25 protein-coding genes are annotated in these 25,266 nt (G+C 71.0%); 18 read left to right on the forward strand and 7 right to left on the reverse strand.

The annotated features are described in order from the left end of the window. Positions 1 to 26 precede the first annotated feature (26 nt). From AC3WRT_RS00870 to AC3WRT_RS00890, 5 genes are all read left to right on the forward strand, one after another. Entirely contained in the window at positions 27 to 539 is a 513-nt protein-coding gene (locus tag AC3WRT_RS00870) for a YbjN domain-containing protein (protein ID WP_492717988.1), read from the forward strand. Next, positions 539 to 1,318, forward strand: coding sequence for an enoyl-CoA hydratase/isomerase family protein (locus tag AC3WRT_RS00875; protein ID WP_492717990.1), 780 nt, complete (start codon positions 539 to 541; stop codon positions 1,316 to 1,318). Before AC3WRT_RS00870 ends, AC3WRT_RS00875 begins: the two co-directional genes overlap by 1 nt. Further along, complete coding sequence (locus AC3WRT_RS00880) at positions 1,315 to 1,647, forward strand: hypothetical protein (RefSeq protein WP_492717992.1); 333 nt, start codon at positions 1,315 to 1,317, stop codon at positions 1,645 to 1,647. Before AC3WRT_RS00875 ends, AC3WRT_RS00880 begins: the two co-directional genes overlap by 4 nt. 194 nt (positions 1,648 to 1,841) lie before the next feature. Continuing rightward, positions 1,842 to 2,633 (forward strand): electron transfer flavoprotein subunit beta/FixA family protein, encoded by a 792-nt coding sequence (locus tag AC3WRT_RS00885; RefSeq protein ID WP_492718413.1) that lies wholly within the window; start codon positions 1,842 to 1,844, stop codon positions 2,631 to 2,633. Between the two features lie 33 nt (positions 2,634 to 2,666). After that, positions 2,667 to 3,623, forward strand: coding sequence for an electron transfer flavoprotein subunit alpha/FixB family protein (locus AC3WRT_RS00890; protein WP_492717994.1), 957 nt, complete (start codon positions 2,667 to 2,669; stop codon positions 3,621 to 3,623). A 72-nt stretch (positions 3,624 to 3,695) separates the two neighbouring features. On the opposite strand, the gene AC3WRT_RS00895 is transcribed toward AC3WRT_RS00890, so the two are convergent. Then, entirely contained in the window at positions 3,696 to 4,175 is a 480-nt protein-coding gene (locus tag AC3WRT_RS00895; protein WP_492717996.1) for a hypothetical protein, read from the reverse strand. Between the two features lie 90 nt (positions 4,176 to 4,265). Between AC3WRT_RS00895 and AC3WRT_RS00900 the strand changes: the two genes are divergently transcribed. Next, a complete protein-coding gene (locus AC3WRT_RS00900) occupies positions 4,266 to 5,456 on the forward strand; it encodes a cysteine desulfurase family protein (RefSeq protein WP_492718000.1) in 1,191 nt (396 codons plus the stop codon). Then, entirely contained in the window at positions 5,453 to 6,562 is a 1,110-nt protein-coding gene (gene mnmA / locus AC3WRT_RS00905) for a tRNA 2-thiouridine(34) synthase MnmA (RefSeq protein ID WP_492718002.1), read from the forward strand. The genes AC3WRT_RS00900 and mnmA overlap by 4 nt, the downstream gene beginning before the upstream one ends. A gap of 45 nt (positions 6,563 to 6,607) precedes the next feature. Here the strand turns inward: mnmA and AC3WRT_RS00910 are convergent, their stop codons facing one another. After that, positions 6,608 to 7,495: a GNAT family N-acetyltransferase gene (locus tag AC3WRT_RS00910; RefSeq protein WP_492718006.1), complete on the reverse strand. Its 888-nt coding sequence runs from the start codon at positions 7,493 to 7,495 to the stop codon at positions 6,608 to 6,610. A gap of 96 nt (positions 7,496 to 7,591) precedes the next feature. On the opposite strand from AC3WRT_RS00910, the gene AC3WRT_RS00915 reads away from it, so the two are divergent. Then, positions 7,592 to 8,572 (forward strand): uroporphyrinogen decarboxylase/cobalamine-independent methonine synthase family protein, encoded by a 981-nt coding sequence (locus AC3WRT_RS00915; RefSeq protein WP_492718007.1) that lies wholly within the window; start codon positions 7,592 to 7,594, stop codon positions 8,570 to 8,572. 93 nt (positions 8,573 to 8,665) lie between these two features. Here AC3WRT_RS00915 and AC3WRT_RS00920 read toward each other — a convergent pair whose 3' ends face one another. Both AC3WRT_RS00920 and AC3WRT_RS00925 read right to left on the reverse strand, forming a co-directional pair. Then, complete coding sequence (locus AC3WRT_RS00920; RefSeq protein ID WP_492718009.1) at positions 8,666 to 9,907, reverse strand: L,D-transpeptidase; 1,242 nt, start codon at positions 9,905 to 9,907, stop codon at positions 8,666 to 8,668. 157 nt (positions 9,908 to 10,064) lie between these two features. Beyond that, positions 10,065 to 11,576, reverse strand: a complete 1,512-nt coding sequence (locus tag AC3WRT_RS00925; RefSeq protein ID WP_492718010.1) for a long-chain-fatty-acid--CoA ligase — start codon at positions 11,574 to 11,576, stop codon at positions 10,065 to 10,067. Between the two features lie 128 nt (positions 11,577 to 11,704). Between AC3WRT_RS00925 and ligA the strand changes: the two genes are divergently transcribed. The 6 genes from ligA to AC3WRT_RS00955 all read left to right on the forward strand — a co-directional run bounded on the left by ligA (position 11,705) and on the right by AC3WRT_RS00955 (position 18,861). Next, positions 11,705 to 13,852, forward strand: coding sequence for an NAD-dependent DNA ligase LigA (gene ligA / locus AC3WRT_RS00930; RefSeq protein WP_492718014.1), 2,148 nt, complete (start codon positions 11,705 to 11,707; stop codon positions 13,850 to 13,852). A 259-nt stretch (positions 13,853 to 14,111) separates the two neighbouring features. Continuing rightward, a complete protein-coding gene (locus AC3WRT_RS00935) occupies positions 14,112 to 14,876 on the forward strand; it encodes an ABC transporter ATP-binding protein (RefSeq protein WP_492718415.1) in 765 nt (254 codons plus the stop codon). A gap of 58 nt (positions 14,877 to 14,934) precedes the next feature. Next, the gene (locus tag AC3WRT_RS00940) at positions 14,935 to 15,627 is read left to right on the forward strand and encodes an ABC transporter ATP-binding protein (RefSeq protein ID WP_492718017.1); all 693 of its coding nucleotides are present in this window, start codon (positions 14,935 to 14,937) and stop codon (positions 15,625 to 15,627) included. A gap of 53 nt (positions 15,628 to 15,680) precedes the next feature. Beyond that, on the forward strand, positions 15,681 to 16,925 hold the full coding sequence (locus tag AC3WRT_RS00945) for an ABC transporter substrate-binding protein (protein ID WP_492718019.1): 1,245 nt from the start codon (positions 15,681 to 15,683) through the stop codon (positions 16,923 to 16,925). A 50-nt stretch (positions 16,926 to 16,975) separates the two neighbouring features. After that, positions 16,976 to 17,845: a branched-chain amino acid ABC transporter permease gene (locus AC3WRT_RS00950; RefSeq protein ID WP_492718021.1), complete on the forward strand. Its 870-nt coding sequence runs from the start codon at positions 16,976 to 16,978 to the stop codon at positions 17,843 to 17,845. Further along, positions 17,842 to 18,861 carry a branched-chain amino acid ABC transporter permease gene (locus AC3WRT_RS00955; protein WP_492718022.1) on the forward strand — a complete coding sequence of 340 codons (1,020 nt, stop codon included), beginning with the start codon at positions 17,842 to 17,844 and terminating at the stop codon, positions 18,859 to 18,861. Before AC3WRT_RS00950 ends, AC3WRT_RS00955 begins: the two co-directional genes overlap by 4 nt. Positions 18,862 to 18,870: 9 nt before the next feature. On the opposite strand, the gene AC3WRT_RS00960 is transcribed toward AC3WRT_RS00955, so the two are convergent. After that, entirely contained in the window at positions 18,871 to 19,491 is a 621-nt protein-coding gene (locus tag AC3WRT_RS00960; protein WP_492718023.1) for a hypothetical protein, read from the reverse strand. A gap of 144 nt (positions 19,492 to 19,635) precedes the next feature. Here AC3WRT_RS00960 and gatC point away from each other — a divergent pair, with 144 nt between their 5' ends. The 3 genes from gatC (at position 19,636) to gatB (ending at position 23,131) form a co-directional block, all read left to right on the forward strand. Then, a complete protein-coding gene (gene gatC / locus AC3WRT_RS00965; protein ID WP_147063255.1) occupies positions 19,636 to 19,932 on the forward strand; it encodes an Asp-tRNA(Asn)/Glu-tRNA(Gln) amidotransferase subunit GatC in 297 nt (98 codons plus the stop codon). A gap of 120 nt (positions 19,933 to 20,052) precedes the next feature. After that, positions 20,053 to 21,582, forward strand: coding sequence for an Asp-tRNA(Asn)/Glu-tRNA(Gln) amidotransferase subunit GatA (gatA, locus tag AC3WRT_RS00970; protein WP_492718417.1), 1,530 nt, complete (start codon positions 20,053 to 20,055; stop codon positions 21,580 to 21,582). 1 nt (position 21,583) lies between these two features. Further along, the gene (gatB, locus tag AC3WRT_RS00975) at positions 21,584 to 23,131 is read left to right on the forward strand and encodes an Asp-tRNA(Asn)/Glu-tRNA(Gln) amidotransferase subunit GatB (RefSeq protein WP_492718025.1); all 1,548 of its coding nucleotides are present in this window, start codon (positions 21,584 to 21,586) and stop codon (positions 23,129 to 23,131) included. Between the two features lie 148 nt (positions 23,132 to 23,279). Here the strand turns inward: gatB and AC3WRT_RS00980 are convergent, their stop codons facing one another. Beyond that, a complete protein-coding gene (locus tag AC3WRT_RS00980; RefSeq protein WP_492718027.1) occupies positions 23,280 to 24,302 on the reverse strand; it encodes a PQQ-dependent sugar dehydrogenase in 1,023 nt (340 codons plus the stop codon). On the opposite strand from AC3WRT_RS00980, the gene AC3WRT_RS00985 reads away from it, so the two are divergent. Next, entirely contained in the window at positions 24,292 to 24,579 is a 288-nt protein-coding gene (locus tag AC3WRT_RS00985; protein WP_492718030.1) for a hypothetical protein, read from the forward strand. The two genes, AC3WRT_RS00980 and AC3WRT_RS00985, sit on opposite strands and share 11 nt — an antisense overlap. 6 nt (positions 24,580 to 24,585) lie before the next feature. On the opposite strand, the gene AC3WRT_RS00990 is transcribed toward AC3WRT_RS00985, so the two are convergent. Next, positions 24,586 to 25,248 (reverse strand): MOSC domain-containing protein, encoded by a 663-nt coding sequence (locus AC3WRT_RS00990; RefSeq protein WP_492718033.1) that lies wholly within the window; start codon positions 25,246 to 25,248, stop codon positions 24,586 to 24,588. Positions 25,249 to 25,266 lie beyond the last annotated feature (18 nt).

Here is a 25,266-nt window from a genome sequence, read left to right on the forward strand (position 1 = left end):
GCGCGTCGGCTCGTTACGGTTGACGCATGACCGATCCGACTTCCCTGCCCAACTTCATGCCGAGCGCCCCCGAGCCCGGCCCCAACGGCGCCTCCGCCAGCGACGCCCCCGTGCGCGACCGCATCCTCGAGGTCCTGACGGGCCTCGGCATCGAGGCCAGCATCGACGGCGACGGCGACCTCGAGTTCGCCATCGTCGACGACCAGGGCACGAGCACGACCCTGTTCGCCCGTGTCGCCGAGGGCGACCTGGCCCTCGTACGCTTCTTCGGCCAGTGGCAGCTCGCCGACCCCGTGTCGCCGGACCGCAACGAGCGCCTCGCCCGGTGCAACGACCTGACGATGCAGCTCAACATCGTCAAGCTCTCGATGGTCCAGGAGAGTCTCGTCGTGTCCGCCGAGCACGTCATCACGCCCAACGCCGACCTGGACATCCTCGTGCCGCTGTCGGTCAACCACATCCTGCAGAGCGTCGGCTTCTTCTTCCAGTCCTGGCTGCCGATCGACGACACGCCGTCCGGCACCCTCGGCGACGCCTGATGGGCGAGTTCGTCCGGTTCGAGGTCGAGGACGGCGTCGGCACCATCCGCCTCGACCGGCCGAAGATGAACGCCCTCAACGTCCAGGTCCAGGAGGAGATCCGCGAGGCCGCCGCCGAGGCGGCTGCGCGCCCCGACGTCAAGGCGGTCATCGTCTACGGCGGTGAGCGTGTCTTCGCGGCGGGAGCCGACATCAAGGAGATGCAGGCGATGTCGTACACCGACATGGTCGAGCGCTCCGGCCCGCTCATGACCTCGATCAGTGCCGTCACGCGCATCCCCAAGCCGGTCATCGCCGCGATCACGGGGTATGCCCTCGGTGGCGGTTGCGAGCTCGCCCTCGCGTGCGACTTCCGGGTCGTCGCGGACGACGCGAAGCTCGGACAGCCCGAGATCCTGCTCGGCGTCATCCCGGGCGCCGGTGGCACGCAACGCCTCTCGCGACTCGTCGGGGCCTCGCGTGCCAAGGAGATCATCTTCAGCGGCCGCTTCGTCGATGCGCAGGAGGCGCTCGCCATCGGCCTCGCCGACAAGGTCGTGCCCGCCGCCGACGTCTACACCGCGTCCCGGGAGTGGGCCTCGACCTTCGTCGGCGCCGCGTCGTATGCCGTCCGCGCCGCCAAGGAGGCCATCGACCGCGGGCTCGAGGTCGACCTCGAGACCGGCCTCGAGATCGAGCGGATGCTCTTCGCCTCGCTGTTCGCGACGAAGGACCGCGAGATCGGGATGACCTCGTTCGTGGAGCACGGCCCCGGCAAGGCGCAGTTCGAGGGTCGATGACACCAGCGCTGGACGTCCTCGTGTTCTACTCGCCCGTCGAGTCGACCGAGGACGTCCTCGCGGCTGTCCTTGCCGCAGGCGCCGGGGCGATCGGCGACTACCGCGACTGCGCCTTCGTCACCGTCGGCACCGGCCAGTTCCGTCCCGTCGCCGGCGCGAACCCGACCATCGGCGCGGTGGGCGAGCTCGAGAAGGTCGCCGAGAACCGCGTCGAGCTCGTCCTCGACCGGGCCCTGCGGGCCGACGTCGTCGCCGCCCTCCGGGCCGCGCACCCGTACGAGGAGCCGGCCTTCCACGTCATCGAGACCGCGGACGTCGATCGGGCCTGACCTCGCCCGGCGAGTGCGGACGTCCTTGTCGCAGAGCCCGCCTGACGGCCTACGCCGTCGGTGGCTGGTGGTGAGCGTCACGCCGCCGGCGTGCGAGCTGAGCGGGCGCTCAGTGAGAGGATGACGGCAGTGCCGGAGCGAGCTCCGGCAGTCCCATGAGCACCACCACCAGCAACGGAAGAGGACGTTCACCCATGAACATCGTCGTCTGTGTCAAGCACGTGCCCGACGCCCAGGCCGAGCGCACGTTCAACGCATCTGACAACACGACCGACCGCGAGAACGTCGACGGGCTGCTGTCGGAGCTCGACGAGTACGCCGTCGAGGAGGCCCTGAAGATCGTCGAGGCCGGCGAGGGTGAGGTCACCGTGCTGACGGTCGGCCCCGACGCCGCCGCCGACGCCATCAAGAAGGCCCTGCAGATGGGCGCCCACAAGGGCGTGCACGTGCGGGACGACGCGATCCACGGCTCCGACGCGGTCGCGACCTCCCTCGTGCTCGCCGAGGCCGTCAAGAAGATCGGCGCTGACACGGCTGTCGACCTCGTCGTCACCGGGATGGCCTCGACCGACGGCACCATGGGCGTCGTGCCGTCGATGCTCGCCGAGCGGCTCGGCCTGCCGGCCGTCACCTTCGCGTCGGAGCTGACGGTGGACGGCGGGACGGCGACGATCCGCCGCGACGGCGACGCCTCCACCCAGACGATCACCGCGACCCTTCCGGCCCTCGTGTCGGTCACCGACCAGATCAACGAGCCGCGCTACCCCTCGTTCAAGGGGATCATGGCCGCGAAGAAGAAGCCCGTCGAGCAGTGGAGCCTCGCCGACCTCGGCGTCGACGCATCGCAGGTCGGCCTCGACGCCGCGTGGACGAAGGTCGAGTCCTTCGCAGCCCGGCCGCCGCGCTCACAGGGCGAGATCGTGCCCGACGAGGGCGACGGCGGCAGCAAGCTCGCCGCGTTCCTGTCCGAGCGCAAGTTCGTCTGACCTTCTTCCCAGCCAGCAAAGGAGATTCGCACCATGGCTGAAGTACTCGTGCTCGTCGACCACGTCGAGGGCAAGGTTCGCAAGACCACGGCGGAGCTGCTGACGATCGCCCGCCGTCTCGGTGAGCCGTCCGCCGTCTTCGTCGGCACCGGCTTCGACGCCGCCAAGGAGTCCCTGGCCCGTTTCGGCGCCGAGAAGGTCTACCGCGTCGAGTCGCCCGAGGTGCTCGAGCACCTCGTCGTCCCCCAGGCCGAGCTGCTCGCGCAGCTCGTGTCCGAGAAGTCCCCGGCCGCCGTGCTCGTGCCGTCCTCGCCCGAGGGCAAGGAGATCGCCGCGCGCCTCGCCGTCAAGACGGAGTCGGGCCTGATCACCGACGCCGTCGACGTCCAGGCAGCCGACGGCGTCGTGGCCACCACGCAGTCGGTCTTCGCCGGCTCCTTCACCGTCGAGGCCACCGTCACCAAGGGCACGCCGATCATCGCGGTCAAGCCGAACTCGGCGACGCCCGAGGAGGCCGCCGGTGCGGCCGCCGACGAGGTGCTCGACTTCGCGCCGTCCGACGCCGCCAAGGGCGCCCGGATCACCGAGTCCAAGCCGAAGCAGGCCTCCGGCCGACCCGAGCTGACCGAGGCCGCCATCGTCGTCTCCGGCGGTCGTGGCACCGGCGGTGACTTCTCCAAGGTCGAGGAGTTCGCCGACTCGCTCGGTGCGGCCGTCGGCGCCTCGCGTGCCGCCGTCGACGCCGGGTGGTACCCCCACACCTCGCAGGTCGGGCAGACCGGCAAGCAGGTGAGCCCGCAGCTCTACGTCGCCTGCGGCATCTCCGGCGCCATCCAGCACCGCGCCGGCATGCAGACGTCCAAGACGATCGTGGCGGTCAACAAGGACAACGAGGCCCCGATCTTCGAGCTCGTCGACTTCGGGGTCGTAGGGGACCTCTTCTCGGTCCTGCCGCAGGCCACCGACGCGATCAAGGCCGCCAAGGACTGACTCGCGCCCCAGCCAGCCCCACCGTCGAAAGGCCACGAACCGGTCCCGGGTTGAGGGGGAGGAGGGCGGGGCTCAGGCGGCCTCGGTGTCGGGGTCGCGGTCGAGGTGCGCGCCGAGGCGCGTCCAGCTCTCCAGTCGATCGCGGTTGAACGCGTATGCCGACCGCCCCGTCCCGAGGGCCCACCAGGCTCCCCGCAGCGCCTCCGACGGGAGGCGCACCGGTCGACCGTCACCGCGATGCCACTCGAGCCGGCCGCCACTCGAGACCCGTCGCACGTCCCGCCTGTCGATCGTCGTCGAGGCGAGGATGTTGTGCATGTGCAGGCTCGTGCTGCCGAGCTCGATCCGGGCCGACCATGCACGCCAGCCGAGAGCGAGCGCGACGGCCAGGCACACGGCATACGTCATTCCCGTGGGGAGCGCGGGCACGAGGCGCGCCAGCAGCCGCGCCACGAGATGGCCCACGACCGGGCAGGCGAGGGCCGAGACGACCCGGTGACCGGCAGGCGCGCACAGCCGGTTCCCGCCGGTGCCCTTCTGGCTGCCACCCATGGCGCCGATCATAGGCAGACCCTCCACACGGGGAGGGTGCGCGAGGCGCTCCGGTCGGGGCGGCGCTCAGAGGCGTCCTAGAATCGGTGGGTGACTGCCTATCTCGACCACGCGGCGACGACCCCGATGCTTCCTGCGGCGCTCGAGGCGATGACCGAGCAGCTTGCAGTCGTCGGCAACCCCTCCTCCCTGCACCGCACCGGCCGCGCCGCGCGACGGGTCGTGGAGGAGTCGCGGGAGAAGATCGCCAACGCCCTCGGAGCCCGCCCCTCGGAGGTGGTCTTCACCTCCGGTGGCACCGAGTCCGACAACCTCGCCGTCAAGGGCACCTTCTGGGCCCGTCGCGACCGTGACCACGCCCGCGTGCGGCTGCTCGTCGGAGCCATCGAGCACCACGCCGTCCTGGACTGCGTCGACTTCCTGGTCACGCACCAGGGCGCCAAGGTCACCTGGCTCGAGTGCACCTCTGACGGCATCGTCGAGCCGGCCACGCTGCGGGCCGCGATCGAGGCCGACCCCGACTCGGTCGCCCTCGTCTCGGTCATGTGGGCCAACAACGAGGTCGGTGTCGTCCAGGACATCCCTGCCCTCGCGCAGGTGGCGCACGAGTTCGGCATCCCCTTCCACACCGACGCGGTGCAGGCGGCGGGACACGTGCCCGTCGACTTCGCGGCGAGCGGCGTCGACCTCATGTCCGTCACCGCGCACAAGCTCGGCGGCCCCATCGGAGTGGGGGCGCTGATCGCGCGCCGCGACGCAACGCTCGTCCCCCTGACGCACGGTGGCGGCCAGGAGCGGCAGGTGCGGTCCGGCACGCTCGACACCCCCGGCATCGCCGGGTTCGCCGCAGCCCTCGTCGAGGCGACCGCGTCGGTCGACGCGGAGACGGCGCGCCTCGTGGCTCTGCGCGACGACCTCATCGAGCGAGCCATGGCCACTGCGCCGGACATCCGGCCGTCGGGCGTCTGGCGGCCCGGTGACGGCGCGAGCCGGCTACCCGGAAACGTGCACCTGCTCGTGCCCGGGTGCGACGGTGACTCCCTGCTCTACCTGCTCGACGCGGCGGGGGTGTCGTGCTCGACCGGTTCGGCCTGCCACGCGGGCGTCCCGCAGCCGAGCCACGTCCTGCTGGCCATGGGCGTCGCCGAGAGCGACGCGCGGGGAGCGCTGCGCGTGACCCTCGGCCACACGACGACCCAGGCCGACGTCGACACCTTCATCGACGCGCTGCCTGCCGCCATCGACCGCGCGCGCAGGGCCCGCGAGGCGGCCGCGTCGTGAGGGTCGTGGCGGCGATGAGCGGCGGCGTCGACTCGGCGGTCGCCGCCGCCCGCATGCTCGACGCCGGGCACGAGGTCGTCGGGGTGCACCTGGCCCTGAGCCAGAGCGCCGCGACCCTGCGCGAGTCGGCCCGTGGCTGCTGCACCATCGAGGACGCCGGCGACGCGCGCCGGGTCGCCGACGTGCTCGGCATCCCCTTCTACGTCTGGGACATGGCCGCCCGGTTCAGCCACGACGTCGTCGACGACTTCCGCGCTGAGTACGCCGCGGGTCGTACCCCCAACCCGTGCCTGCGCTGCAACGAGAAGATCAAGTTCGCAGCCCTGCTCGACAAGGCCGTGGCTCTCGGTTTCGATGCGGTCGCCACCGGGCACTATGCGCAGGTGGTCGAGGCCCACGAGCCCCGGGGCCGGGTGCGGCGCGAGCTGCACCGTGCGGTCGACCCCGCAAAGGACCAGAGCTACGTGCTCGGGGTGCTCGACGCCCACCAGCTGGAGCGCGCGTTCTTCCCGCTCGGCGACACGACGAAACCGCAGGTGCGCGCCGAGGCCGCCGAGCGAGGCTTCTTCATCGCCAAGAAGCCGGACAGCCACGACATCTGCTTCATCCCCGACGGCGACACACGGGGCTGGTTGACGCGTGAGCTCGGAGCGGCGCCGGGCGACATCGTCGACACCGCGGGTGACGTGGTCGGCCGCCACGACGGTGCGTTCGCGTACACCGTCGGGCAGCGCCGCGGCCTCGGGCTCTCGCGGCCGGCGGCGGACGGCCGCCCCCGCTACGTCGTCGAGGTGCGACCCGACACCAACCAGGTGGTCGTCGGCGAGGCCGACCTGCTGGGCGTCAACGCCATCACCGGCGACCACGCGCGGTGGTGCGGGCCGGCACCCGAGGGTGTCGTGCAGGTGGGCGCGCAGGTGCGGGCCCACGGTGAGGAGTACCCCGCCACCGCCTGGGCCGAGGGCGACCGGGTCGAGGTACGCCTCGAGGGGCGCGTGCGTGGCGTCGCTCCGGGACAGTCCGTCGTGCTCTACGACGGCACGCGCGTCGTGGGGTCGGCGACCATCGCCGCCTCGCGCCTGGAGCGCACCGCGGCAGCTCGCTGACAGGCGCGGCGGGCGCGGCGGGCGCGGCGGGCGAGGCGGGCGCCGTCAGGTCAGGCTCCGCGTCCACGTGACGGTGCGGGCCTGAGGTCGGAACCCCAGGGAGCGGTAGAGCCGCTGCGGGCCCGGGTAGCCGGCGTCGCCGCGGGGGCTGACCTGCGCCACCGTGGCCCCCAGCTCGGCGAGCCGGTGCAGGGCGGCGAGGGTCACCGCCCCCGCGAGCCCGCGACCTCGGTGGGCCGGCACGACGCCCACCGGCTCGACCAGCCCCGCGCCGTGGGCGTCGTCGAGCCAGACCAGCGCCGAGGCCACCATGCGGTCGTCGGCGTCGACTGCCACCCAGTCGAGGTCATGCCGGTAGGGCCAGGCGGTCATGAGCCGGCCGTAGGCCGTCTCGTCGACCTTCGACGGCCCGAACTCGGACCATGAGGCCGCATGGACCGCCGCTCGCTCACGCGCCTCGTGCGGCTCGACGTGGCGGAAGCGGTAGCCCTCGGCCCGCGGAAGCTCAGGAAGGAAGCCCGTTCCGACGACGTGGTGCGTGAACCAGGGGGCCTCCCGGTCCGGCTCGAATCCTGCTGCGGCCAAGGCCTTCTCGGACACGTCGCCCTCCATCACCAACGCCGACTGCGTATCCGCGTCGCTCACCTCCTCGAACCACTCGACGAGCGCCTCGGCGACGTCCGGACGTGTCGGGTCCACCTGCAGCTCGAGCCAGTCCGGTGCCTCGGCCCAACCGAAGCCGAGCGTCTGGTCACCCTCGCTCCAGATCGAGATCGCCTCACCGTCGTCGAGCGACCCGGGGTCGACGGGGCGGTAGTAGCGGCTCCAGGCCAGCTGACCGACGTGGAAGCGGCTGGTCGGCGACCAGAGCCGGGACGCCAGCTGCTGCATGGCGCGGAGGTCGTCGGGTCCGGAGAAGTCACGGCGTCGCACCCGACCACGCTACGGGTGCCAGCCCCCGTCGGGTGGAGGGCCGCGCCTCCACCACCCCGGCGGGGCCGGGCGCCGCACCGCGCCTAGGCTGGCGCGGTGACCCTCGCGACTGGCATCGGCTCCTGGCCCGGCACCTCCGTCCGTGACGCGCTGTCCCAGGTGCGCGAGCTGCTCGAGGGCCAGCTGCCCTACCTGCCCGAGCTACCGGCCCGAGGTCCGGGAGCCGACATGGTGGGGCGCACGGCCGGGCTCCTCGTCGAGCTGCCGGTCGACCTGCAACCCATCGGCTGGCGCCTCGTCGACCGGCCGGGGCGCGACGCCTCCCGCACGGCCGCCCTGTTGCGCGAGGACCTCGACGAGCTCGCCGAGGCCTTCGACGGTCACACCGGACCACTGAAGGTCCAGGTCGTCGGCCCGTGGACCCTGGCCGCGAACGTGTGGCTGACGAGGGGTGAGCGGGTGGTCGTCGACGAGGGCGCCTGCCGCGACCTCGTCGAGTCGCTCGCCGAGGGCGTACGCCTGCACGTGGCCGCCGTCCGAAGCCTCGTCCCCGGGGCGCAGGTCGTCCTGCAGGTCGACGAGCCGAGCCTGCCCACCGTGCTGGCGGGAAGGCTGCCGACGTCCTCCGGCTTCGGCAGGCTGCCGAGCCTCGACCCCCAGCTCGCCGCCGCAGGGCTCATGACGGTGCTGCGGGCGCACGACGGCGAGACCGTGCTGCACTGCTGTGCGGCCGACCCGCCACTGCCGCTGCTGCGCGCCACCCGTCCTACTGCCCTGTCCCTCGACACCTCGCTGCTGCGTCCGCGCGAGTGGGAAGGCGTCGCGGTGGCGGTGGAGGACGGCATACGCCTGCATGCGGGGGCGGTGCCGACGGACGGCAGCAGTACGCGTGCGCTGCAGCTCGCCGACACCGTCGTCGACGCCTGGCGGCGGACGGGCCTAACGCAGTCCGCGCTGGCGCAGATCGTCGTCACGCCCGCCTGTGGCCTGGGCGCCGCCTCACCGGACGTCGCACGCAGGGTGCAGCGCGCCGCGGTGGAGACAGCGGCCGAGCTCGAGCAGCGCAGCACCGACTGACCGGCTGTGGCCATGGGGCCCGTCCCCAGCGGGACGGCAGAGGCCGGTCATCCCGTCGTGGGATGACCGGCCTCGTCGGTCGGTGGGCGGGGCTCAGAGCGCGGAGCCCGCCGTCCACGCGGCCCAGCTGAGGTTCCAGTCGGAGTAGCCGTTGCCCATGGTCATCGGACGGTTGGTGCCGGTCGTCTCGACGACGTCGCCGATCTGCACCTGCCCGTAGAGCCACTTGCCGTTCGCGTCGCTCATGCCGGTGCAGCCGTGGCTGACGTTGCGGTGGCCCTGGTCCTTGACCGACCACGGTGCGGTGTGCAGGAACTCGCCCGAGTTGGTGACGCGCATGGCGTACTTGACCGGGGTGTCGGAGTAGTAGGCGGCGTCGCCCTTCTTCAGGCCGATGGTCTCCGCCCGCATGGTGATGTCGGTCTGCTTGTCCATGATCACCTTGACGCCCGAGCGCGTGATGAAGCCGGGCTGACCGCCGGTGATCGGGATGCGGCGGACCTTCTTGCCGTCGATGTAGACGTCCATCTGGTCGGTCTTGATGTTCGCCTTCATCACGACCGCGCGCCCGATCGTGAAGTCGGCCGTCCGGGACTGCTGGCCCCAGCGGCCCCCGCCGGCGGGGACGCCGTTCAGGTCGGCCTCGACGTGCACCTTCGTGCCTGCCTGCCAGTACGTCTTGGGCCTCCAGTGCGCCTCCCGCGAGCTCAGCCAGTACCACGAGCCGGCCTGGGCCGGCGTCGAGGTGACCTTCATGTGCTTCTCGAACGCGGCCTTGTCGACGACCGGCAGGTCGAAGCGGACGACGACCGGCATGCCGATGCCCACCGTGCCGCCGTCACGGGGGGAGACGGCGACGTAGACCTGCTCTGCCAGGGTGAGGTTGGCGGTGCGGAACGTGCGGGTCGTCTCGGTGGTCTTGCCGTCGGCGTCCTTGGCCTCCATGGCCAGGGTGTACTTGACGCCGGGCTCGAGCAGGTCGCCCGCGGTCCAGGTGCCACCCTCGAGGGTGCCCTCCACCGGGACGCGGTTGCCCTTCTTGCTGGTGTAGGACAGCGAGGCCTTGGTCAGCGTGCCCTGCTCGGCGGCAGCGGTGACCCGCGTGTCGACGGGCACCGAGGTGGCGTCCTCGGCGGGGGTGGTCTTGAAGGCCACGGGGTCGGTGGTCGGCGTGGGCGACTGCGAGCCGGTGTCACCGGGAGTCTGTGTCCCGACGGACGCAGAGCCGCCGGGCTTGCCGTTCTCAGCCGTGGCCGTTGCGTTGCAGGCCGTGACACCGAGCATGGCCAGCACGGCGATGCCCGAGACGGCGGCGGAACGGATGCTCGACTTCACGCGTGAATACCCTTCGCAGACATGACGCCGGACGCCCCGGGGCGGGACGGGGTGCGGCACGTCGGTAGTGACCCTGCTCCAGTGTCACCGATGCGAGTCGATACTCCAAAACACCCGGCGAGTCCAGCACGGCGCGTGTCGCGACCCGCGCCGCCGGTCAACGGGCGTCGCTCGGGCGCACCTCGCGTCGCAGGATCTTGCCCGTCGGCCCCTTGGGCAGCTCGTCGAGCGCCCAGATGCGACGGGGGTACTTGTAGGACGCGAGGCGCCCCTTCACGTAGGCCTGCACGTCCTCGAGCGTCGCGGTGGCGCCGGGGCGGAGCACGACCGCGGCCCCGACCTCCTCGCCCATCAGCTCGTCGGGCACGCCGACGACCGCAGCCTCCAGGACGTCCGGGTGCGTGTAGAGGACCTCCTCGACCTCGCGGGGGTAGATGTTGAGCCCGCCGCGGATGATCATGTCCTTCTTCCGGTCGACGATGGTGAAGTAGCCATCGCCGTCGACCGTCGCGAGGTCGCCCGAGCGGAACCACCCGTCGGGGATGGCCTCCCTGGTGGCCTCGGGACGGTTCCAGTAGCCCTTCATGATGTTCTCGCCTCGGATCGCGATCTCGCCGATCTCGTCGGGAGGTGTGTCGTTGCCGTCGATGTCGACGAGCTTCATCTCGCAGCCCGGGATGGCGCGGCCGATGGTGCCCGGCTTGGTCGGCTTGTCCGGCATGTTGAACGAGGCGACCGGAGAGGTCTCGGACAGGCCGTAGCCCTCGAGGATCTGGCAGCCGAACTTCTCCTCGAACGCCTTCATGACCGCCTCGGGCATGGCAGAGCCCCCCGAGGCGCAGGTGCGCAGGCTGCTCGTGTCGGCCTGGTCGGCGTTCGGGTGGTTCAGGATGGCGGCATACATCGTCGGGACGCCCTGGAAGATCGTGACGTGGTCGCGTCCGAGGACCTCGATGGCCTTGGCAGGGTCGAAGCGGGGGATCAGCGTCAAGGTGCTGCCCTGCTGGACGGAGGTGTTGAGCCCGCAGGTGAGGCCGAAGACGTGGAAGAGGGGCAGACAGCCCATGATGACGTCGTCCTGCCTGATCTGCATGATCTCGCTCGAGGTCACCTGGGCGTTGCGGTGCAGGTTGAAGTGCGTCAGCTCCGCGCCCTTGGGCTTGCCCGTCGTGCCGCTCGTGTAGAGGATGACGGCCGTTTCGTCGTCGGCGCGCTCGACCGGGTCGAGCACCGGCGCGGCGGCGGACTCAGCCGTGTCGAACTGGCCGTCCGCGGGGCCCATGGGACCGCACACGACCAGCCGCGTGCCCGTCTCGGCGGCAGCCTTGCCGGCCTCGTCGGCGAAGTCCGGCCAGACGAAGGCGAAGCGGGCGCCGCTGTCCTCGAAGAAGTACTGGATCTCCCCGGCCTTCAGCAACGGGTTCATCGGAACCACGACACCGCCGGCCAGCAGCGTCCCGTAGAAGACGACGGGGTATGCCGGCACGTTGGGCAGGATGAGCGACACGCGGTCGCCGGGCTCGAGCCCCGCTGCCTGCAGTCGCCCGGCCACCGCAGCCGCCGCCCGGTGCAGCACCGACCACGACACCTCGGCCTGGTCGAGCTTGATGCCGACCTTGTCGGGGACGCGGGCCGCCGTGGCGACGAGGTTGGCGGCGAGGTTGGTCATCTCTGCTCCTTTGCAGCGAACGGGCTCCGGCCCATTGTGACTGCCGGGTAGCCTGGTGAACAGACTAGCCGCGCGGTGACGAGCGTCATCGATCCGTCAGGGTCAGAGGTGGCTGGCAGGATGAGCGCGTGAGCGAGAGCAGCGGACCCACGCCCGTCACCGATGACGTCCCGACCGAGGCCCACCAGGAGTGGGCGGAGCTGGCCGAGCAGGCGACGGCCGCCCAGTTCGCCTACCACGTCAAGGACGCGCCGACGATCAGCGACGGCGAGTACGACCAGCTGATGCGCCGACTCAACAGGCTCGAGGAGCAGTTCCCGTCGCTACGCACGCCCGAGAGCCCGACCCAGAACGTCGGCGGTGCCGCCTTCGCGACCGGGTTCGAGACGGTCGACCACGTCGAGCGGATGCTGAGCCTCGACAACGCCTTCTCCTTCGAGGAGCTGCAGGCCTGGGCCGAGCGCGTCGAGCGCGAGGTCGGCGCAGGCGCCCACTACCTCACGGAGCTCAAGATCGACGGGTTGGCCATCAACCTGCTCTACGAGAAGGGCCGCCTCGTGCGGGCCCTGACCCGCGGCGATGGGCGCACCGGCGAGGACGTCACCCACAACGTCCGCGCGATCCGCGGCATCCCGGGCCGGCTGGCCGGCGACGACGTGCCCGAGCTCGTCGAGATCCGAGGTGAGGTCTTCTTCCCGACCGCAGCCTTCGCCGACCTCAACGCCGCCCTCGTCGAGGCCGGCAAGGCGCCCTTCGCCAACCCCCGCAACGCCGCGGCCGGCTCACTGCGCCAGAAGGACCCGAAGGTCACCGCGACCCGTCCCCTGCGCATGCTGGTGCACGGTATCGGTGCCCGCCGAGGCTTCGACATCGAGCGCCAGAGCGAGGCGTATGCCGTGCTGCGCGGCTGGGGGCTGCCCACCTCCGACGAGGTCCGGGTCCTCGACGACATCGAGGCGGTGCAGAAGTACGTCACCTACCACGGCGAGCACCGCCACGACCGCGCCCACGAGATCGACGGCATCGTCGTCAAGGTCGACGAGGTGCCCCTGCAGCGCCAGCTCGGCGCGACGTCACGGGCCCCCCGGTGGGCCATCGCCTTCAAGTACCCGCCCGAGGAGGTCAACACCAAGCTCCTCGACATCCGGGTCAACGTCGGGCGCACCGGTCGTGTGACGCCCTACGGAGTCATGGAGCCGGTCGTCGTCGCGGGCTCCACCGTGGAGCAGGCGACGCTGCACAACGCGTACGAGGTGGAGCGCAAGGGCGTGCTGATCGGCGACACGGTCGTGCTGCGCAAGGCGGGCGACGTCATCCCCGAGATCGTCGGGCCCGTGGTCGACCTGCGAGACGGCAGCGAGCGCGCCTTCGTCATGCCGACCGAGTGCCCTGCCTGCGGCACGCCGCTCGCCCCGGAGAAGGAGGGCGACAAGGACATCCGCTGCCCCAACACCCGGTCCTGCCCGAGCCAGCTGCGCGAGCGCGTCTTCGCCCTCGCCTCCCGCGGGGCCCTCGACATCGAGGCGCTCGGCTGGGAGGGGTCCATCGCCCTGCTCGCGTCCGGTGTCATCACCGACGAGGGTGACCTCTTCGCCCCGCCGGACGAGAGCCCGCTCGCCGGCGAGTACGGCATCACCCGCGAGAAGCTCGCGCGGGTGACCCTCTACACGCGGACCGCGAAGAAGACCGACCCGCCCGAGGCCGTCGTCGGCGGACGCGTGCTGTCGGCAGGGGGAGAGAAGCTGCTCGCCGAGCTCGACAAGGCCAAGACCCAGCCGCTCTGGCGCGTCGTCGTCGCCCTCTCGATCCGTCACGTCGGACCCACCGCCGCCCGGGCGCTCGCCTCCCACTTCGGCTCCATGGAGGCGATCCGGTCGGCAAGCACCGAGGAGCTGGCCCGGGCGGAGGGCGTCGGAGGAGTCATCGCCGAGGCCGTCACCGCGTGGTTCGAGGTCGCCTGGCACCAGGAGATCGTGCGCAAGTGGGCCGACGCCGGCGTGCGCATGGCCGACGAGGCCGACGAGAACGTCCCGCGCACGCTCGAGGGCAAGACGGTCGTCGTCACGGGCTCACTCGAGGGCTTCTCCCGTGACGAGACGAAGGAGGCCATCATCACCCGCGGCGGCAAGGCGTCCGGTTCGGTCTCGAAGAAGACCGACTACGTCGTCGTCGGCGCCAACGCCGGCACCAAGGCCGCCAAGGCCGAGGAGCTCGGACTGACGATCCTCGACGAGGACGGCTTCCGCCGCCTCCTCGAGACCGGCTCACCCGGCTGAGGTCGCCCCGGCGCTGAGCGCGAACGGTCCAGCCCGTCGAGCCCGACGAGCCTGTCGAGCCCGTCGAGCCCGTCGACGGGACGCCGTCCGGTCATGTGCGCCGGACCCATACGAGCCCGTCAGGTGTGTCGGCCCCGACTGTCCTTTCGAGCAGCCATCCTCCTAGGCTTGCCCGAAATTTCCCCGTGTCGACGCCCGCCGGTCCTTTCCGATCGCAGGCCCGACACACCCTGCTCAGCCGAGCGTGACGCACGAGGAGGTGCAGGTCTTGACGGGTACCCCGCTGCTCGAGACCAGGGCCCTGACGAAGGAGTTCCGCGGCTTCCGCGCTGTCTCGGACGTCGACCTGACGGTGGCGCGAGGCACGGTCCACGCGCTGGTCGGGCCCAACGGGGCGGGCAAGACGACGCTCTTCAACCTGCTCACCGGCTTCCTCTCCCCGACGTCGGGCAGCGTCCTGTTCCACGGCCACGACATCACGGGCCGGGCTCCCGAGCAGATCGCCCCGCTCGGGATCGCGCGCTCCTTCCAGATCACCAGCCTCTTCGAGGCGATGACGCTGCGCGAGCACCTCGAGCTGGCCCTGGCCAGCCCGACCGGGATGGGCAGGCAGTGGTGGCGCTCGGTCGCCCGCCTGGCGACGTTCCGGGGCCGCGCCATGGAGCTGCTCGACCAGGTCGGGCTCGCCGACCGAGCCGGCGCGCCCGCGTCGTCCCTGGCATACGGCCAGAAGCGCGCGCTCGAGCTCGCCATCGCCATGGCCCTCGACCCCAGGCTGCTGCTGCTCGACGAGCCGACCGCCGGCATGGGCATCGAGGACGTCGACCGGACCATCGCGCTCGTCAAGCAGCTCGCGGCAGGGCGCACCGTCGTCTTCGTCGACCACAACATGCACGTCGTCGGCTCTCTCGCGGACACCGTCACGGTGCTCCAGTCGGGTCAGGTGCTGGCGGAGGGGCCCTACGACCAGGTGCGCGCCGACCAGCGGGTCATCACGGCATACCTCGGAGCAGCCCATGAGTGACGACACCCGCACGACGACAGCAACAGCGCAAGCCATTGCGAGACAACTGGAGTCACGCATGCTAGAGGTCTCCGGCCTCTCGGCCTGGTACGGGGAGGCGCGCGTCCTCACCGACGTGAGCATCGACGTCGCCCCCGGCGAGGTCGTCACCCTCGTCGGCCGCAACGGTGCCGGTAAGACAACCCTGCTGCGCTCCGTCATCGGCCTGCACCGACAGATCGAGGGCGCCGTGACCTTCGACGGGACGGACCTGGGGAGGCGCTCCGCCGACGCCCGTGCCCGCGCCGGCATCGGCTGGGTGCCCGACGACCGCGGCATCTACGCGAGCCTCACCGTCGCCGAGAACCTCCTCCTGCCGCCGGTCGTCCACCCCGACGCCTGGCCTCTCGAGCGGATCTACGACTTCTTCCCGGTCCTGCACGAACGCCGCGACTTCCCCGGCACCAGGCTGTCGGGCGGCGAGCAGCAGATGCTCGCCATGGCGCGGGTCCTGCGGATGGGCTCCCGTCTGCTGCTGCTCGACGAGCCGAGCGAGGGGCTGGCTCCCGTCATCGTCCAGCGCATCGGCGAGATCATCCGCGAGATCAAGGGCCAGGGCGTCGCGGTGCTCCTCGTGGAGCAGAACGTGAAGTTCGCGTCCACCGTCGCTGACCGCCACTACCTCCTCTCCCAGGGAAGAGTCGTCGAGCACCTCGCCAACGACGACTTCCGCGCCCGCGAGGGAGAGCTGCTCACCCATCTCGGGATGTAGCGCGCACCCCCGTCCCACATCCGTCACAGCTCGTCACCACACCAGGAGAAGACATGCGCAGCAGGACAGTCCAGGGCACCGTCGCGATCGCAGCCACCGCGTCGCTCGCGCTCACCGCGTGCGGAGGGGCCGGCGGCCCCCAGGCCGGCGGGTCGAGCAAGCTCACCGACGACAAGGTCGTCATCGGCCTGCTCAACGACCAGTCGGGCGTCTACAAGGACCTGTCCGGTCCCAACAGCAAGGTCGCCATCGAGATGGCGATCGAGGACTACAAGGCGAAGTACGGCGACAAGGCGGTCGCCAAGGTCATCGAGGTCGTCACGGCCGACCACCAGAACAAGGCCGACATCGCCAACTCCAAGGCGCAGGAGATGTACGACCGGCAGAAGGCCGATGTCATCCTCGACGTGCCGAACTCGGCAGCGGCCCTCGCCGTCGCCACCCAGGCCAAGGCCAAGAAGAAGCTCTACATCAACATCGGGGCCGGCACGACGGCGCTGACGGGCGCGAGCTGCAACAAGTACACCTTCCACTGGGCGTACAACACCGCCGTCCTCGCCCGCGGTACGGCCGGCACCATCACCAAGGAGGGCGGGAAGAGCTGGAACATCGTCTACCCCGACTACGCGTTCGGCCAGGACATGAACAAGTCCTTCAGCGCCGAGGTCGCCAAGGCCGGCGGCAGTGTCGGTGAGTCGATCGCCTCGCCCTTCCCGAGCGACAACTTCGCCACCTTCATCACGAAGGCGGGCGAGGGCACCCCCAAGGTCGTCGGCTCCATGCACGCCGGCGGAGATCTCATCAACTTCGTCAAGCAGTTCAACCAGAGCTCGCTCAAGGGCAAGGTGCAGCTCGCCGTCGGGCTGATGTTCATCACCGACATCCACTCGCTCGGGGTCGACCAGTTCGCCGGCACCCAGTTCACCGACGCGTGGTACTGGAACTTCGACGCGCAGAACAAGAAGTGGGCCGACAGCTTCAAGGAGAAGACGAACACCCGGCCGTCCTTCGCCCACGCCGCCAACTACTCGGCCGCGATGAACTACCTCGAGGCGGTCCAGGAGGCCGGCACGGACGACGCCGACACGATCGTCGGCAAGCTCGAGGGCAAGAAGATCAACGACGTCTTCCTGCGCAACGGCGAGGTCCGCAAGGCCGACCACGCCGTCATCCACGACGTCTACCTCGCCAAGGTCAAGAGCTCGGCCCCGGAGGAGTGGGACTACGAGGACATCGAGAAGACCATCCCGGCTGCCGAGGCGTACGGCGAAGCCAACCCAGCCTGCTCGATGGGCTGACCCACGCCGGTAGTCCTCCCAGCCCGATCGAGCGCGAACGAGCGACAGACATGAGCGAATTCATCCAGTACACCCTCCAGGGGCTCGCCGCAGGCGGCTTCTACGCGCTGTCCGCGCTGGGTCTCGCCGTCATCTTCGGCGTCCTCGGGGTCGTCAACTTCTCGCACGGCGCCTGCTACATGCTCGGCGCGGTGCTCTCGGCGGTGCTGCTGGCCGAGCTGCACGTCGGCTTCTGGGTCGCGTTGCTCGTCGTGCCGATCCTCATGTTCGGATTCGGCGTGCTGATGGAGCGGCTGCTCGTGCGCTGGCTCCTGGCGCTCGACCCGCTCTACAACTTCCTGCTGACCTTCGGACTGACCCTGGTCCTCGTCGAGGCGGTGAAGCAGCGGTACGGCGTCTCGGGGCTGCCCTACGAGGTGCCGGCGGGTCTCGGCGGCCAGGTCAGTGTCGGGAGCGTCAACCTATCGGCGTACGCGGTCTTCGCCTGCCTCTTGTCGGTGGTCGTGTGCGTGGCCGTCGGGCTGCTGCTGACGAGGACGCGCATCGGCATGATCGTGCGTGCCGCCACCGAGGCGCCCGAGCGCACCCGCGCCCTGGGCATCAACGTCGGACGCTGGGTGACGCCGGTCTTCGGCTTCGGCATCGCCCTCGCCGGGCTCGCCGGAGTCCTCGCCGCGCCGACGCGGGCCATCACCGCGGAGATGGGCAGCAACTTCATCATCATCCTCTTCGCCGTCGTCGTCATCGGCGGCCTCGGATCCATCCTCGGGGCGGTGGTCGCGGGCTTCCTCGTCGGACTCGTCGAGGCCTACGGCATCGCCTACGCCCCGCAATACGCCCAGATCGTCATCTTCGTGCTGATGGCGCTCGTCGTTCTCGTCCGGCCCTCGGGGCTCTTCGGACGCGAGGAGGTCGCATGAGCGAGCAGATGACCGCCAAGGTCGACGTCGACCTGGCCCAGCCCTCGATCCTGTCGCGCCGCAACCCCCTGCGGTACCTGCTGCTGCTCGTCGCCCTCGTGGTCGTCGTGCTTCTGCCGTACTGGATCTACCCGCCGGTCGCGATGGACATCCTCTGCTGGGGTCTCTTCGCGATCAGCGTCGACCTCTTGCTCGGCTTCACCGGGCTGCTGAGCTTCGGCCACGCCGCCTTCTGGGGCGGCTCGGCCTACTGCACCGGCCTCATAGCAACGACCTGGGGTGTGCCGTTCCCCGTCGCGGTCCTCGGCGGCGCGCTCTTCTCGATGCTCATCGCGTGGCCGATCGGCTACCTCTCGGTGCGGCGCACGGGCATCTACTTCGCGATGGTCACGCTCGCCTTCGCGCAGATGCTCTACTTCATCGCCAACCAGGCTCGCTCCCTCACGGGCGGCGAGAACGGCCTGCAGGGCATCCCGAGAAGCTTCTTCGGGATCGAGTCCGTCGAGACCGACCCATTCTACTTCTACTACGTCGGCGCGGCGATGATCCTGCTCGGCATCCTGCTCGCCTGGCGCGTCGTGAACTCGCCGTTCGGTCGCGTGCTCACCGCCGTGCGCGACAACCCGGCCCGGGCACGGGCGCTGGGCTACGACGTCGAGCGCTACAAGATCACCGCGTTCGTCATCTCGGCCGGTCTCGCGGGCCTCGCGGGCGGCGTCTTCGCCGTGAGCCACCAGTTCGCCTCGCTCCAGGAGCTGATGTGGACGACCTCGGGCAAGGTCGTCCTCGTGACCGTGCTCGGCGGCATCGGCACCCTGTGGGGTGGCCTCGTCGGTGCCGGCGTCGTCGTGACGCTCGAGGACTACCTCGCGAGCTCCGGCTTCGAGGGCATCGGCCTGATCACCGGCACGATCTTCGTCGTCATCGTCCTGCTCTTCCGGCACGGCATCTGGGGGACGGGCCGCAACGTCCTGCGCCGCCTCGTGCTCGAGCGTCGGCGCGGGACCCGCGACTGAGCAAGGGGCTCAGGGCGTCAGGATGCGGCGGGCGACGCGGCCCACGACGAGCCACGCGACCGCGCCGAGTCCCCAGTTGGTGATGGCGTTCTTGACGGCGGCTCCCTCGCCGGTGAACTGCTTGACGCCCGCCGTGCGACTGAAGACGCCGAGGTCGGCCCAGTCGGCAGCACGCAGGACGGCAGCGACCAGTGCGTTGCGGGTGTTCGCCTCGAGCACCACGAGGACGGCGCCGAGGAGCAGGGCCGTGGCCGCCAGGAGGCACGCGAGCCAGACGATCTCACCGAGCAGGGTGCGCACCCGCTTGATGCCGGCGCCCGTCAGTGTGAGCGCCTTGCGGGCCGTGGCGCCCGCTGCGGGGGAGCGGCGCACTCGCGGCGGCGTGTCCGCCTTGGCGCCGGCGCGGCCGGTCGGTGCCTCGGTCGGTGCCTCGGTCGGTGCCTCGGTCGGTGCTTCGGTGGATGCCGTCGACGGCGACCCGGTGGGCATCTTGGTGGGCGTCTTGGTGGGCGTCGCTGTGGGCGAGATGCCGGTCGGTTCGCCGGTCGGTTCGCCGGTCGAGGCGGGTGGGGGCGTCACGGTGTGCGTGGGCTCAGGCGTACTGGTGGTCGGGCTGGCCGGGCTCGTCATCGAGGGCTCTCCTTGCGCGGTTCGTGGATCCGCGTGGTCAACGAGCGACCCCACCCGCAGGACACGCCCCTGGCGGCGCGAGTCCGCCGCGGGCGGCCGGACGCGTGGTCCTGGCCCGCTGGGCCGCCCCATAGACTGGCCCGCATGTCATCCCTGTCCCGCGACGACGTAGCCCACCTGGCAGGCCTCGCCCGCATCGAGCTCTCGGACGCCGAGCTCGACCGCATGGTGGGTGAGCTCGGGGTCATCCTCGAGTCCGTGGCCAAGGTCCAGCAGGCCCCCACCGAGGGCGTCGCCCCGATGTCACACCCGATGCCGCTGACCAACGTGACCCGGCCCGACGTCGTGCGCCCCAGCCTGGGTGCGGAGGCCGTGCTCGCAGGCGCGCCGGAGGCCGAGCAGCAGCGCTTCTCGGTGCCGCGCATCCTCGACGAGGACTGAGCCACCCACCAAGCGTGCGTATGCCGCGTCGCCCAGCACCCGGCATACCTCCCCGCCTGTGCGGGGCACCCACGAAACCTGTTGTCGCAGCTACGAACCGAAGGCACTGACGTGACCGACCTGCCAACCGACCTGACGCGGGCCACCGCCTCCGCCCTGGCCGACGCCCTCGCGAGCAAGACGATCAGCTCCGTCGAGGTGACCCGGGCGCACCTCGACCGCATCGCGGCCGTCGACGGGCTGGTGCACTCCTACCTGCACGTGGACGGCGACGGTGCCCTCGCCCAGGCGCGCGCGGTCGACGAGCGCCGCAACGCCGGAGAGAGCCTCGGCGCCCTGGCCGGGGTGCCGATCGCGGTCAAGGACGTCATGACGACCAGGGGCGTGCCCACCACCTGCGGCAGCAGGATCCTCGAGGGCTGGATCCCCCCCTACGATGCGACCGTCGTGACGAAGCTGCGCGAGGCCGGCCTGCCGATCCTCGGCAAGACCAACATGGACGAGTTCGCCATGGGGTCCTCGACCGAGCACTCGGCCTACGGGCCCTCGCACAACCCGTGGGACCTCGAGCGCATCCCCGGCGGCTCCGGCGGTGGCTCGAGCTCGGTGCTGGCCTCGTTCCAGGCGCCGCTCGCCACCGGCACCGACACCGGCGGCTCGATCCGCCAGCCGGCTGCCGTGACCGCGACGGTCGGCACCAAGCCGACCTACGGCGGCGTCTCGCGCTACGGCCTCGTGGCGCTCGCCAGCTCCCTCGACCAGGCCGGCCCCTGCGGCCGCACCGTGCTCGACACCGCCCTGCTGCACGCCGTCATGGGCGGCCACGACCCGATGGACTCCACGTCGATCGACGCGCCGGTGCCGCCCGTCGTCGAGGCTGCCCGCGCGGCTGACGTGAGGGGCATGCGCATCGGTGTCGTCAAGGAGCTCGGCGGTGAGGGGTACCAGCCGGGTGTGCGCGCCCGCTTCGACGAGTCGGTCGCCCTGCTCGAGGAGCTCGGTGCCGAGGTCGTCGAGGTCAGCTGCCCGAACTTCGAGTTCGCCCTCGCGGCCTACTACCTCATCCTCCCGAGCGAGGCCTCGAGCAACCTCGCGAAGTTCGACGCGATGCGTTACGGCCTACGGGTGCTGCCCGAAGGCGTCGACGCGCCGAGCGCCGAGCAGGTCATGGCCGCGACGCGGGACGCCGGCTTCGGCGACGAGGTCAAGCGCCGCATCATCCTCGGCACGTACGCGCTGAGCTCCGGTTACTACGACGCCTACTACGGCTCGGCGCAGAAGGTCCGCGCGCTCATCGCGCAGGACTTCACGAAGGCGTACGAGAAGGTCGACGTCCTCGTCAGCCCCACCGCGCCGACGACGGCGTTCAAGATGGGCGACAAGCTCGAGGACCCGATGGCCATGTACCTCAACGACATCGCCACGATCCCGGCCAACCTCGCCGGCGTGCCCGGCATGTCGATCCCGTCCGGCCTGGCCGACGAGGACGGCCTGCCGGCCGGCATCCAGATCCTCGCGCCCGCCATGAAGGACGAGCGCCTCTACTCCGTGGGCGCCGCCCTCGAGGCTGCGCTCGTCGACCGCTGGGGCGGGCCGATCCTCGACCGCGGCCCGGCGTTGGCCGGCGCTGCTGCTGCGAAGGGAGCCTGACATGACCACCGTCACGAGCGACACCGTGCTGGACTACGACGAGGCCATGGCCACGTTCGACCCGGTCATGGGACTCGAGGTGCACGTCGAGCTGCACACGGCGACCAAGATGTTCTGTGGCTGCCCGACGGAGTTCGGCGCCGAGCCCAACTCGCAGGTGTGCCCGGTGTGCCTCGGCCTGCCGGGGGCGCTGCCCGTCGTCAACGAGAAGGCCGTCGAGTCGGCCGTCCGCATCGGACTGGCCCTCAACTGCGAGATCGCCGAGTGGTGCCGCTTCGCCCGGAAGAACTACTTCTACCCGGACATGCCGAAGAACTTCCAGACGTCGCAGTACGACGAGCCGATCGCCTACGAGGGCTATCTCGACGTCGAGCTCGAGGACGGCAGCACCTACCGGGTCGAGATCGAGCGCGCGCACATGGAGGAGGACACCGGCAAGTCGCTGCACATCGGCGGCGCGACCGGCCGCATCCACGGCGCCGACCACTCGCTCGTCGACTACAACCGCGCCGGCATCCCGCTCATCGAGATCGTCACCAAGCCGATGGTCGGGGCGGGCGAGCGCGCGCCCGAGGTCGCCAAGGCATACGTCTCGGCGCTGCGCGACCTGCTGCGCGCCCTCGACGTCAGCGACGTCAAGATGGAGCAGGGCTCGATGCGCTGCGACGCCAACGTGTCGCTGCGCCGGAAGGTCGGCGACCCGCTGAGTGCGGAGCAGCTCGCCGTGCCGCTCGGCACGCGCACGGAGACGAAGAACGTCAACTCGCTGCGGTCGGTCGAGCGTGCGGTGCGCTACGAGATCTCGCGGCACGCGGCGATCCTCGACGGTGGCGGCACGATCCTGCAGGAGACGCGGCACTGGCACGAGGACACCGGCATCACGACCTCCGGCCGTGTCAAGTCCGATGCCGAGGACTACCGCTACTTCCCCGAGCCCGACCTCGTGCCCGTCGCGCCGACGCGTGAGACGGTCGAGGCCCTGCGCGGCACCCTGCCCGAGCCTCCCGGCCTGCGTCGCAAGCGTCTCCAGTCCGACTGGGGCTACAGCGATCTCGAGATGCGCGACGTCGTCAACGCCGGCGCCGTCGAGCTCATCGAGGAGACCGTCGCCGCCGGCGCGAGCCCGGCTGCGGCGAGGAAGTGGTGGCTCGGCGAGCCGTCACGCCGCGCCAACGCCGAGGGCCAGGACATCGTGACGTATGCCGCCGGGCTGGGCCTGACGCCCGCGCACATCGCCGAGCTCGACGGGCTCGTCGCCGCCGGGCGGCTCAACGACTCGCTCGCGCGTCAGGTCCTCGACGGCGTCCTCGCGGGCGAGGGCAGCCCCAGGACGGTTGCCGACGCGCGCGGGCTCCAGCTCGTCCAGGACGACAGCGCCCTCGAGGCCGCCGTCGACAAGGTCATCGGCGCCAACCCGGACGTCGCTGCAAAGATCCGCGACGGCAAGGTGGCGGCCGCGGGTGCGCTCATCGGTCAGGTCATGAAGGAGATGAAGGGCCAGGCCGACGCCGGCAAGGCCCGCGAGCTCATCCTCGCCAAGCTCCAGTAGGGCCCCAGCGAACCAAACCAACCGTCGAAAGGCCACATTCCGGTCGGTCCCGGAGGTTCCTGACCTCTGGGAGGCCCCGGAATGTGGCCTTTCGACGGTGCAAGAGGGGCGGGCCGGGCGAGGCGGATCGTGGAGGTGGGGTCGGAGCTCAGCCGACGCCGACGTCGGCCAGTGGCAGCGAGATCAGCCGGTCGGCGCCGTCGTTGTTGCTCGTGGTGATCCAGACCCGGTCGCCGACGAAGCGGAGGTCGCGGATTCGGCCGTACTTCCCCTTGAGGTACCGGACGGGTTCGCCTGCGGTGCCGTCGGCGTTGACCGGCACGCGCCACGCGGACTGGCCGCGCAGCGCCGCCAGGTAGACCGCTCCGTCGGGGCCGACGGCGATCCCGCTGGGCGACATCTCGCTCGTCGGCCACTGGGCGACGGGGTCGACGAAGTCGGGGTTTCGGGCCCTGCCCTCCACCTGCGGCCAGCCGTAGTTCTTGCCGGGCTCGATGAGGTTGAGCTCGTCGTAGGTGTCCTGGCCGAACTCACTGGCCCACAGCCGCTTCCGGCTGTCCCACGCGAGGCCCTGCACGTTTCGGTGGCCGTAGGACCAGATCGGGGAGCCGCCGAACGGGTTGCCGGGTGCAGGGTCGCCGTCTGGGGTGATGCGAAGGATCTTGCCGCCGAGCGAGTCGAGGTTCTGCGACAGGGAGGTGTCGCCGGCCTCGCCCGTGCCGACGTAGAGGAATCCGTCCGGCCCGAAGGCGATGCGCCCGCCGTTGTGGAAGCGCCCGCGGGGGATGCCGGAGAAGATCACGACCGGATCACCGATCGTGCCGTCACGCCACGGCACGGCGGCGATCCGGTTGTCGCTGTCGGTCGAGTAGTACGCGTAGAAGACCGGGTCGGCCTCGAAGTCCTCGGGCACGGCGAGGCCGAGCAGGCCGCCCTCTCCCTCCGTGCGGCTGATGGGTAGCCGGCCTGCAACCGTGGCCTTGCCCCCCGACCCCGGCCTCGGCACGTGGTAGATCCTGCCGGTGTTGCGCTCGCTGACCAGGGCGCTGCCGTCGGGCAGGACGGCCACGGACCACGCGATGTCGAGCCCCCCGAGGAGGGTCAGGGGGCCGGCATCCCGGGGCACGGGCTGGCCGGTCGGTGCGGCAGCGGTCGATGGCGTGGGCGCCACGGCTCTCGCCGAGCTGGAGGCAGTTGCGCCGGGGGCTGTCGTCGACGGTGCGGGGGTGGTGGCGGTGCTCGTGGGCGGAGCCGTCGGTGCACTCGTCTCGGCGCTCGTCACCGGGCTGCTTGCCTGCCTCGTCGCCGCACCCGTCGAGGCCGTGGTCGGGGCGCCCGTGGAGCACCCTGCGGTGACGACGGCGACGACGACGGCGCCCGCAAGGGCCCGGCCGACCGGTGCGGAGGTATACGGCATACCTCATTGTGTCGCACGCCTTGCCAGATGACGTCGCTCAGGCGCCGCGTCGCTCGAGCGCCGGGACGAGATCGTCCTGCACGGCCGGGTGCACGACGCGCGCGTCGACGACCCGCCGTGCCGCCGCGACGTCTCCCGTGAAGGCACGGAAGAGCAGCAGCAGGTCGATGTCGTGGCCCGGCCGCTCCACCTCGATGGGGTCGCCGCAGCGGACGGAGCCTGGGGTCACGACCGAGAGGTAGGCGCCGGTGCGGCCGGCCTCGGTGAAGCGTCGCACCCAGCGTGGCTCGCCCATGTGGCGGGCGAACGTGCTGCACGGGATCCGGGGGACCTCGACGCGCAGGACGACGTCGCCGATGCGCCACAGCTCACCCACGAGGGCGTGCGTGGTCTCAACCCCCACGGTGGTGATGTTCTCGCCGAACCCGCCGTGGGGGATGGGCCGCCCGATCTGCTCCTCCCAGTACGCCTGGTCCTCGCGCGGGTAGGCGTACACGGCCTGCAGGGCGCCGCCGTGGTGCTTCTGGTTGCCGATTTCGTCGCCGACCACGCCGCTGCCGAGTCCTCCGTGCTTGGGTCCCGGGTCGCGGACGTCGAACGCGTCGACGGGTCGCTTGTCGATGGCGGTCGGCCGACCGCCGCCGCGTGGGACGGTGCGTCTGCCGGAGCCGAGGGCCAGGACGCGCGGTGGGCTGGTCACCGCGCGAGCCTAGCCGCG

Source organism: Terrabacter sp. FW104-15G4B (genome assembly GCF_058790095.1).

What these genes read in the sequence shown, in the direction of transcription:
- AC3WRT_RS00875 (WP_492717990.1), top strand. Translation starts at nt 539, where the DNA reads ATGGGCGAGTTCGTCCGGTTCGAGGTCGAGGACGGCGTCGGCACCATC.
- gatB (WP_492718025.1), top strand. Translation starts at nt 21,584, where the DNA reads ATGACCACCGTCACGAGCGACACCGTGCTGGACTACGACGAGGCCATG.
- AC3WRT_RS00940 (WP_492718017.1), top strand. Translation starts at nt 14,935, where the DNA reads ATGCTAGAGGTCTCCGGCCTCTCGGCCTGGTACGGGGAGGCGCGCGTC.
- AC3WRT_RS00955 (WP_492718022.1), top strand. Translation starts at nt 17,842, where the DNA reads ATGAGCGAGCAGATGACCGCCAAGGTCGACGTCGACCTGGCCCAGCCC.
- AC3WRT_RS00885 (WP_492718413.1), top strand. Translation starts at nt 1,842, where the DNA reads ATGAACATCGTCGTCTGTGTCAAGCACGTGCCCGACGCCCAGGCCGAG.
- AC3WRT_RS00880 (WP_492717992.1), top strand. Translation starts at nt 1,315, where the DNA reads ATGACACCAGCGCTGGACGTCCTCGTGTTCTACTCGCCCGTCGAGTCG.
- gatC (WP_147063255.1), top strand. Translation starts at nt 19,636, where the DNA reads ATGTCATCCCTGTCCCGCGACGACGTAGCCCACCTGGCAGGCCTCGCC.
- AC3WRT_RS00960 (WP_492718023.1), bottom strand. Translation starts at nt 19,491, where the DNA reads ATGACGAGCCCGGCCAGCCCGACCACCAGTACGCCTGAGCCCACGCAC.
- AC3WRT_RS00870 (WP_492717988.1), top strand. Translation starts at nt 27, where the DNA reads ATGACCGATCCGACTTCCCTGCCCAACTTCATGCCGAGCGCCCCCGAG.
- AC3WRT_RS00925 (WP_492718010.1), bottom strand. Translation starts at nt 11,576, where the DNA reads ATGACCAACCTCGCCGCCAACCTCGTCGCCACGGCGGCCCGCGTCCCC.
- AC3WRT_RS00895 (WP_492717996.1), bottom strand. Translation starts at nt 4,175, where the DNA reads ATGGGTGGCAGCCAGAAGGGCACCGGCGGGAACCGGCTGTGCGCGCCT.
- AC3WRT_RS00945 (WP_492718019.1), top strand. Translation starts at nt 15,681, where the DNA reads ATGCGCAGCAGGACAGTCCAGGGCACCGTCGCGATCGCAGCCACCGCG.
- AC3WRT_RS00950 (WP_492718021.1), top strand. Translation starts at nt 16,976, where the DNA reads ATGAGCGAATTCATCCAGTACACCCTCCAGGGGCTCGCCGCAGGCGGC.
- AC3WRT_RS00890 (WP_492717994.1), top strand. Translation starts at nt 2,667, where the DNA reads ATGGCTGAAGTACTCGTGCTCGTCGACCACGTCGAGGGCAAGGTTCGC.